Source organism: Leptothoe sp. LEGE 181152, from assembly GCF_032906605.1.
GTDB classification, from domain to species: Bacteria; Cyanobacteriota; Cyanobacteriia; order Phormidesmidales; family Phormidesmidaceae; genus Leptothoe; species Leptothoe turfae.
In genome coordinates, this window is record NZ_JASATU010000061.1 from 1 (window position 1) to 9744 (window position 9744).

Here is a 9744-nt window from a genome sequence, read left to right on the forward strand (position 1 = left end):
GAAACGGACAAGATAAGCATTCTTACGCTTTCCTTTCAGATATCCTATAAATAAACAGAGACCTCAAACAAGTGGCTCTACATTCCGAAAGCAAGTTGCATAAGGTGCATTATGGAAAAACCGTCGGAATTCCCAACGGCCTTAGTTTTCCATTCGCTTTTGGAATGTAGACCCGTTTAGTCGGGTGTACTTGCCAGAGGGAATGGTCTTCCAGTCGATTCACCAGTTGGACTCGTTGTTCAGAGGTTAAGGCAGTCTGGCCATCTAAGCCTGCTGTCTGTTTGCCCTGATTCTCTTGAGTCACACGCCGCACCGATAGCAGCAGGTTGGAGTAGCTTTTTAGCATCAGTTTCATCAGGCTACGCACCCGATTCCACTGACCGTTTTGAGTAGCACGATAAATGCGTTGTCTCAGGTTCCTCACCCGCTTCTTAACTTGACCCCAGTTGATAGAGGTCCAATTTTGAAGAGGCTTCCTTGCTCCGATGTCTGATGAGACTCTATCTTTCACAATGGATACGGTTCCATTACCCCGATTTATCGTTAAAGACCCGCCAGAAGTTGGCCACCTTTCGATGTGGGGCAAAGCCTGAACCCCTATCTCCCGCATTACCAGGAGCATTCGCTTCCTCTGGCATCCTTTACCCGCTGGATAGTTGTGCATCCCTCACGGTTTGCCTACTCTGGTGTTCCAGAGAATCCATCGGGCTTCTGTAGTTCCAAGTGTGTGAGCTGCGTCCGGGTCGGGTTCCGTCTATACTCCGGTGGGAGTGTGTCCTATCGCTTAGCGGACAAGCGAGCCACTAAGCCACCCACGTACCTTTTGGTCTCAGTGTTTCAGCCTGATTTCACTGACACGGTAAATGACGAAGCTTCGTCAACGGTTCACTGGTGTTAACCCTTTCGGACTTCCCCTAGCCCTTTCCCAGTTTAGGCTGCCAGGTCAGGATACGTTCGTGGTCTGCATTCCACTGATGTCATTACTAACGTCAGTGTGACCGGAGTCGGTGACTCTGTTACGTGGGGACAGCAGGACAGGTGCTGCTGGGAGAGTATCTCCACTCTTAATTTGGCTGTTGCCTCCTTGTCACACTCGACTTATCTACATCGCACCGCTTCAATTACCCCTTTAATGATGCTACGGTTTTACGAGATGGTTTTCGTCTAAGTGGGACCAACTCAAATTTGGTTCCTCAGGATCTATCCAATATTGAGCAAATTGATGTGCTTAAAGGGCCTGCGGCAATCGTATTTGGTGCGGTAGAACCGGGGGGTGCGATTAACCTGGTCACCAAGCAACCCTTGAGTGAGCCATTTTATGAGGTGGGTTTACGGGTAGGGAATCGAGGTCTGATTGAGCCCAGCGTGGATATCTCAGGCCCACTCGCCGAAGATGGACGGGTGCTTTATCGGCTGAATGCACTATACCGCAATGAAGACAGTTTCCGAGATTTTGACCCCGATGTTGAGCGGTTTTTTATTGCTCCGGTGGTGAGCTGGGCCATTAGCGATCGCACCGACCTCACCATTGATTTTGAATATATTGACCAGCAGAACCCAGGAGACTTTGGTATAGCCGCCATTGGTGATGAAGTCGCGGACATTCCCTTCAATCGCAGCTTGGGCGAACCGGAGGATATTGTCACCACTGAGTATCTTAGATCTGGCTACCGGTTTGAGCATCGCTTTAGCGACAACTGGAAAGTACGCAATGCCTTTAGCTACGCTAATCGTGATGAAAGGCTGACTAATGCCGGGTCCAATTTCCTGGATGAGACCACTGGTGATCTGAGTCGCAACTTTCAACTTTTTGAATTTGAACAGGAGTTTTTCGAATTACAAACCAACGTGGTAGGCAAGTTTGCGACGGGGTCGATCGAGCATACGCTACTGGCTGGGGTTGATCTCAGACGGCGAGACGAATTTACCCTTGCGGGGAATGATTTTTTAACTCCTGCGCCCCTGAATATTTTTAATCCGGTCTATGGTCAGACTCCGCGACCAGATTTCGATACCCTACCTGCATTGTTTGATGGAGACTTTCAACTGGATTTCCTCGGGGTCTACCTACAAGATCAGATTACCTTTGCTGACAATCTCAAGCTGTTAGCCGGCATCCGCTATGAGACCTTTGAGCAGGAAAGGGTGGTTGAGCCTTCCCCCTTTTTTCCTGGCTTGGACTCAACCCAGACGGACGATGCCTTTAGCCCTCGTATAGGTCTGGTCTATCAGCCGATTGAGGAAGTCTCTTTATTTGCCAGTTACAGTCGCTCCTTTAGTCCAAATCCTGCCTCAAGCTTTAGCACTGACTTCCTCGATCCTGAAGAGGGAGAGCAGTATGAAGTAGGGGTAAAAGCCGAATTTCTGGATGGACGCTTGGCTGCTAACCTGGCCTATTTTGACATCACCCTCCAAAATGTATCGACGCCAGATCCAAATAATCCCCTATTTTCTGTGGCTATAGGGGAAGAACGCAGTCAGGGTGTGGAACTCGATGTGGCGGGTGAAATTTTATCGGGATGGAACATCATCGCCAATTACGCCTATATCGATGCCAGAATTACAGAAGACAACTCCGACCTCGAAGACAACCGAAGATTTAATGTGCCTGAGCACAACGTCAACCTGTGGACCACCTACGATATTCAGGATGGACCTTTAGAAGGTCTAGGCTTTGGCCTTGGAGTGAACTATGTGGGAGAGCGTTTTGGCGACAATGCCAACAGTTTTCAATTAGATGATTATTTCTTGACCAATGCAGCGATTTCCTACAAACGCGATAATTGGCAAGCAGGTCTGAATATTCGCAATCTGTTTGATATAGACTATATCGAAAGTACTAGCGGGGGTAGACGAAATATATACCCTGGTGAAGACTTTACCCTGATAGGCTCTTTCTCCATTGAGTTTTGAATCGATGTCAAGGCTAAAACGATTTGCGAATTGGCTACTGCTAAGTGTTTTGACCATAAGTCTCATCGTTGGCTGTGGTCTCTTAGCAAGGAATGATTCAGCCAATGATTCAGCACTTGAAGTTACAACTCAACCAGCCTCAGGCTGTCGAATAGTTCAACATGATCTGGGTGAAACGGAAATCTGCGGACAACCGCAGAAAGTAGTCACCCTGAGTGCTCATATCCTTGATTTATTGCTGTCGCTGGATGTGCAGCCCTTTGCTAGCACTTTACCCCTCAATGCTCATACTGGAGAGGTGTTTAATGATCCAGCCCGGCAAATTCCTTATTTGGGCGAGCGCCTCACTGGCCAACCTATCAATTTGGGCCGCGATCATACCCCTTCTCTCGAAGCCCTCGTGGGCCTCAAGCCAGACCTAATTGTGGGTGAAGGGGGACGTAACGCCGATGAATATGAGCTGTTATCTGAGATTGCCCCTACGCTTTTGTGGAATGATCGAACGGCTTTAGGAAAGTGGCAAGAGAGTCTGCAAGATCTGGCCACAGCTCTGGGTATGGATACAAAGGCAGAAACCGTGATTCAGCAATATGAGGCAGCTATTGCCTCCGCTCGTGCTGATCTAGTTGAGGTGGTAGCTGCCCATCCTAAACTGTTGCTGTTGGGAGCTAACCGCTTGGACGAGGGCTTTGTTGTTATTGCTCCCGATAGCTATTTGGGGGCGCTGCTTGCTGGAATAGGATTTCAGATCATACCACCGCCTGCTGCTGCGATTAATGCCTCTACTCCACTGATGTCAATTGAGGCATTGCCAGAGCTAAATGATGCTGACACCATTATTGTGTTGGGCTGGAATTTTGATACCAGCGAGGGACTGGAAAAATCAGACCCATCTGCTGATACGTCGATGGGAGATTTATTGGAGACGCATCAAGTGAAAACAATTCAGCAAGATTGGCAAACCAATAGCATTGCTCAATCTCTCACCGCCAGTCAAGAAAACCGAGTTTACTTCACCACTTTCTATAAGTGGAATGGACTCAATGGTCCCATCGGTGCAGAGCTCATTCTGGAGCAGCTACGCCAGTTTTTCTTAACCGATAATAGAAGCCAGTAATCTGTCAGAGTGATGTTTTCAGGCTAAAGTCTACTGGGCAATGGGGCAAGGTAATCGCCTTGTGAAACTGACCATGGCATAATAATGCAAATAATTATCATTAAGCCAACTGCTATTTTTGCACTTGGCAGCTGATAGCGCCATGGCGATCCGGTTCTTTAATCAACAATCTGACTATCTCCACTGCGGTAGCTCCGATGACCCCAGGCTATTTCATGCTGATTCGTCTGACCAGATCCAGGTGTGGTCACCCCAGGTGGGCCAGGGCTACACACAGACGATTCCCTTACGGGAAGGGCTGAGTCTGGTCATTCTGGATTACTCAATACACAGCACCTTCTTGTACAAAAACTCACGACGCAGTCCATTTTTGGAGTTTGAATTTCAAATAGAAGGGTCAGCGGCAGGTCAGAGTGCCTTTGTCCCACATCTTGTTCAGCGAGATAGCTTTGGCATTCGGTCAGCACAACCACGTCAGCTAAAGGTGGAGGTGCTTTTTAGTGCCCCCATGTTTGAGACTTGCGCCCATACTGTGGTTGAGTATTTCCCACCCCAGGACCGAGCCATGCTGTATGACTGGGCCAGCTGGGTTTATCGTTCTCAGCATGGATTTGATGCCAAATCACCTCAGACCGCATTTGGCCAGATTCTCAGCGGCACAATTGCTTCACCCGAGTTATTTAGTGCAAATGATCCATTTGAAAGCTTGGATTTTTGTGCGTTTGGCCGTTTTTGGCGATCGATGACATCAGAGATGCATCAGATAGTTAATCAGCTCCTTAGCTGTCCCCATGGCGGACAGATACGACGGGCGTATCTAGAAGATAAAGCCCTCGAACTAGTCGCCCTAATGCTGCGAGGAATGAATCACTTAAATGCCATCTCATATCCGCTGGTGGGTGACGATCTAGACCGCATTTACCAAGCTGGAAGAATGTTAGCCCGTAATCTTAACAATCCGCCGTCGATCAAGGCCTTAGCACGGCAGGTCGGGCTAAATCGCTTCAAACTCAACCAGGGCTTTCATCAGGTATATGGCACCACGCCCTTTCGATATCTGAGGTGCTGTCGTCTGGCCCTGGCAGGACATTTATTAATCACATCAGATTTAGCCATTGAAGCGGTCGCCCACAAAGTTGGGTACACCAGCCGTAGCAACTTTGCCACTGCATTTCGTCAACAGTTTGGTTTAAATCCCAAGGCCCTTCAGCTCCATAGCCAGTATGTGCCTCAGCCGAAAAGTCTTGCTAGCTAAAAAAGAAATGCGTTTCGGGTTCAGAATTTTTGGGCCAAACATTTAATCTAATCGAGAATAATTCGCTTCAAATTCGGGGTATGGCATAACGGCCCGTGGGGTTGAGGCAATCGCTTGTGTGAGGAAGATGATGGGAAAGTTGTTACTGGGTTTAAATCTGCTGGCACTGATGACTCTTGCTGGTGGGCAGGTTGCGATCGCTCAAGCGCTGACTGGCCAGTTCGCGGCTGGGAATGTCATAGAAACAGACGCTGAGGCCATAGAGCTATCCTCCTCTTTAAACTCCGCAGAATTGCTCGCTCAAAGTGACCCGGCACAAATCACCAATGTGCGTTTACTAGAAACCGAGACAGGTTTGCAAGTGATTCTAGAAACAGCCGACGGTGAGCTTACCGCAACCACTACGACTGTATCAGGTGATGCCCTTGTTGCTGAGATTCCCAATGCCGTTCTAGCGTTAGCTGAGGGCGATGAATTTCAACAGTTTAACCCTGCTGAGGGTATCGCTGTTGTACAGGTGTCAGCATTACCTGAAAACCGAGTACAAGTAGTTATTACCGGAACGGATGCTGCACCAATTGCAGAGATTAGTACGGCACTAACCGGATTAATCCTAAGGGTAGTGCCTGGAATTGCGCAGGACCAGTCAGATGAGACGCTGAGACTATTAGTGACTGGCGAAGAGGGCAGTCGCTACTTTAAGCCCAATGCCGCCACCGCCACCCGCACGGACACGCCTTTGCGGGATATTCCTCTATCGATTCAGATAATTCCTGAGGAAGTGATCGAAGACCAACAGGTAATTCGCCTAGATGAAGCCCTCCGGAATGCTAGTGGAGTAGTCGTAGAAGAGCGAAATGCTACGGCTGAACGCTTTATCATTCGTGGATTTCCCAGTGCTTCTGTGCTGCGGGATGGGTTTCGCTTATCCTTTGGGGCGGCTGGCAGTCCTAATAATCAAGAACTGGCTAACCTAGAAAGCGTAGAAGTGCTTAAAGGCCCGGCCTCGATCTTGTTTGGGTCTTTGGAGCCTGGGGGCGTGATTAACTTAGTTACCAAGAAGCCCCTGAGCGAGCCTTTTTATGAGCTGAGTTTTCGGGCGGGCAATCAAGAATTTATTGAGCCTAGCCTTGATATCTCCGGACCTTTAACAGAGGATGGTCGTCTACGCTATCGCTTAAATGCCCTCTATCGTACCCAGGAAAGTGTTCAAGATTATAACAACGATATAGAGCGGTTTTTTATTGCTCCCATTGTCAGCTGGCAAATTAGCGATCGCACCGATTTCACCGCCCATTTTGAATACAGCGATACGAGTGGTCCCCTGGAGACAGGGACAGTTGCGTTTGAGGATGGCATCGCCGATATTCCGTTGGATCGGGTTTTGGGTGACCCAGACGATTTGACCGAAAGTGAACGGATTCGAGCTGGCTATGACTTTGAACATCGCTTTAGCGACAACTGGAAAATCCGCAATGCCTTCAGATTTAATCGTTCGGATGTAGACACCGATGTCTTTTTTCCTTTTTTTCCTTTGAACGAGGCCACCGGAGATTTAGGGCGAGCCCTTCTATTTGGGAATCAGGTACAGAATCATTATGGACTACAAACCAATGTCGTAGGCGAATTTAACACCGGTACCATTGAACATACCCTACTCGCCGGAGTAGATTTGTTTCGACGAGAGAATCCCCGCCAAGATCGAATCGGGTTCTTCACACCGCAATTTTTGAATATTTTTGATCCAGTCTATGGCCCCCGTCCCGACCCCACAACGCTACCCTTCTTTGTTAATGGAGAGAGCACCGTTGAAGCTCTGGGTGTTTTTATTCAGGATCAAGTCACGTTGTCGGACAATCTAAAACTCCTACTCGGTCTGCGCTATGAAACCGCTGAGCAAAAATCCTCAAGTGGTCCCACCGCTTTTAACCCCATCGGTTCTGAATCAAGCCAGAATGACGATGCATTTAGTCCCCGCGTTGGACTCGTCTACCAACCCATTGAAGAACTATCGCTGTATGCTAGCTATAGCACCTCATTTGTACCCAACGGCGACATGACCTTTGAGGGTGACATTCTTGACCCAGAAGAGGGAGAACAATTTGAAATCGGAGCCAAAGCTGAACTCCTGGATGGTCGGCTTAATGCCACTCTTGCCCTATTTCACCTAACCAAACAAAATGTGGCTACGCCCGACCCCAATAACGCTATGTTTTCAATTGCAACGGGTGAACAACGCAGCCAAGGGATTGAGCTAGATGTGACGGGAGAGATTGTGCCCGGTTGGAACATTATCGCCAACTATGCCTACACCGATGCCGATATCACCGATGACAATAGCGGTAATGAAGGCAATCGTTTATTCGGTGTACCGGAAAACAATGCTAACCTGTGGACCACTTACGATATTCAGGAAGGTCTCCTGGAGGGAGTCGGCGTTGGTTTTGGAGTTAACTATGTCGGTGAACGATTTGGCGACAATGCCAACACATTTACATTAGATGACTACTTTCTCACTAATGCTGCCATTTCTTATAAAAAAGACAATTGGCGAGCGGGTCTAAACTTCCGCAATCTGTTTGATGTGGATTACGTTGCCAATGCTCGCAATGGCAGGGCTGGTTTTGTTACCATCGGTGAAGGATTTAGTGTTATCGGTTCATTTTCTATTGAATTTTGATGTCCCTATGACCTGCAAACGTCGATTTTTTTTGCTGATGGGATCTACTGCCTTGATTGCCTCCGCTTGCACCAGGGCAACTCAACCAGACCAGCAAGCAACTACCAATAAAGCCATAAAACGAATCAAACATGCCTTTGGTGAAACGGAGGTGCCCACCAATCCGACTCGGGTGATTGTGCTGGGGTACATAGCCGTGGAGGCGGTGGTGGATCATGGACTGCAGCCCATCGGTGTTCCAGATGGGCTGGTGGACTCATTTTCCCATCTATCGTTAAACAAAGAGATCACGGCCGATGTTGGCAGTCCAGTCCAGCCCAGCTTTGAGAAAATAATCTCTCTCAAACCTGATCTTATCCTCACCAGCAAATACAGACTGGGCAATGGCTATAGCCAGCTAGCACGGATTGCCCCAACGGTCGTATTTGATATAGACAGTAACCATCAATGGAAAGAATTAACTCGCCTCTGTGGGGAAGCCTTAAGCAGACAAGCCGAAACCCAAAAACTTGTTTCAAGCTACAAAGCTAAGCTAGAAACAGTTAAGGCAAAAATGTCTCAAACCGGCAAACGACCCCAGGTTTCTGTTATCACTCTCATCCCAGGTCTGATTAGAGCTTCAGGAACCGAGACATTTGCAGGCAGTGTATTAGCGGATGCTGGGATATCGCGTCCGCCCAGTCAGGCTCAACCCCAGGGGCCACAAAACATTTCCTTAGAAGCCCTTGATTTGGTCGATGGGGATGTCATTTTTATTCCGACGTTGAAAGGTAACGTGGGCTTTGCAACAGGTATGCGAGCGGAGATTGATCGAATGAAGGCGCACCCTCTCTGGTCTCAGCTTAAGGCGGTAAAAAACAATCAGGTTTATGAAGTCAGCTCCCATTGGATGAATGGCAGCTATATTTCAGCCAATCGTATTCTGGATGACTTGTTGACGTACATAGGTAGTTAATACAAACTATTCCTATTAACAGCAAGCATGTGCACTGGGTGTCCCCATGAAAACGCCACTAACGATGAATCGGTTTGATGACTGGTTTTTACCTGGAACCTCAAATGATTCACAGCTGTTTCATGCGGATAACTCTGACCACATTTGGATCTGTTCGCCCCATGCTGGGGAAGGCTATTGTCAAACAATTGCCCTGCAAGATGATTTGACCCTGGCAATACTCGACTATACGCTTAAGCAGGATGGGATTGTTGACAGGCCAGGTAAGGGCAACTGTCTGGAATTTGAGTTTCGGTTAGCGGGGCCTGACGCTGGGTATTGCTCGTTTATTCCCTACTTTGGCTTTAGGGAGTTTGGGATCAAACCATCGCAACAACGATGTTTCAAGGTTGAAATTTGGATCCAACGCCCCACCTTGATCCCCTATTTTCAGGCATTTATAGAGCGCCTGTCTCCTCAAGCTCGACAGACTGCTGAGCGGATTGTGCAGTTGGTATATCGATACCAGGGAGGGGGGACAAGCCTAACCCCAATCGGCATGCTCAACCAGATTTTCCACAACGCCAAGACATCTGGCCATGCTTGCACCTTTGAGCAAATGTCAACTGATAGTCTCTATACCGATGCGATCGCACTCCTTGATGCTGCCCGTAATCCGATCACACCCGCGATGGAACAGATAATTGAGCGAATTCTCTGTAGTGCCCCCCAAAATTAGGACAGGACTGAGAGAGCGTAAGCTAGAGTCCAATCGGGGGAAGGAATATGGCCAGCAAGCCAAGAAACTACAGTAGCGAATTTAAGGCAAAAGTGGTGCTGGAGAT

At 48.3% G+C, this 9744-nt stretch carries 6 protein-coding genes and 1 pseudogene; 6 read left to right on the plus strand and 1 reads right to left on the minus strand.

Features of this window, described 5'->3' with window-relative positions; genetic code table 11:
• Positions 1–109 precede the first annotated feature (109 nt).
• Entirely contained in the window at positions 110–511 is a 402-nt protein-coding gene (locus QGP82_RS27525) for a reverse transcriptase N-terminal domain-containing protein (protein ID WP_499061616.1), read from the minus strand.
• A 632-nt stretch (positions 512–1143) separates the two neighbouring features.
• On the opposite strand from QGP82_RS27525, the pseudogene QGP82_RS27530 reads away from it, so the two are divergent.
• From QGP82_RS27530 to QGP82_RS27555, 6 genes and pseudogenes are all read left to right on the plus strand, one after another.
• Positions 1144–2913 (plus strand): annotated as a pseudogene (locus QGP82_RS27530) (TonB-dependent siderophore receptor); the annotation flags it as partial.
• Positions 2914–2917: 4 nt separating this feature from the next.
• Positions 2918–4030, plus strand: a complete 1113-nt coding sequence (locus QGP82_RS27535) for an ABC transporter substrate-binding protein (protein ID WP_023075457.1) — start codon at positions 2918–2920, stop codon at positions 4028–4030.
• Between the two features lie 142 nt (positions 4031–4172).
• Entirely contained in the window at positions 4173–5285 is a 1113-nt protein-coding gene (locus tag QGP82_RS27540; protein ID WP_499061617.1) for a helix-turn-helix transcriptional regulator, read from the plus strand.
• A gap of 130 nt (positions 5286–5415) precedes the next feature.
• Positions 5416–7965: a TonB-dependent siderophore receptor gene (locus QGP82_RS27545; RefSeq protein ID WP_499061618.1), complete on the plus strand. Its 2550-nt coding sequence runs from the start codon at positions 5416–5418 to the stop codon at positions 7963–7965.
• A gap of 37 nt (positions 7966–8002) precedes the next feature.
• On the plus strand, positions 8003–8920 hold the full coding sequence (locus QGP82_RS27550; RefSeq protein ID WP_161635026.1) for an ABC transporter substrate-binding protein: 918 nt from the start codon (positions 8003–8005) through the stop codon (positions 8918–8920).
• 46 nt (positions 8921–8966) lie between these two features.
• Positions 8967–9638: a hypothetical protein gene (locus tag QGP82_RS27555; RefSeq protein WP_499061619.1), complete on the plus strand. Its 672-nt coding sequence runs from the start codon at positions 8967–8969 to the stop codon at positions 9636–9638.
• Positions 9639–9744: the final 106 nt, after the last annotated feature.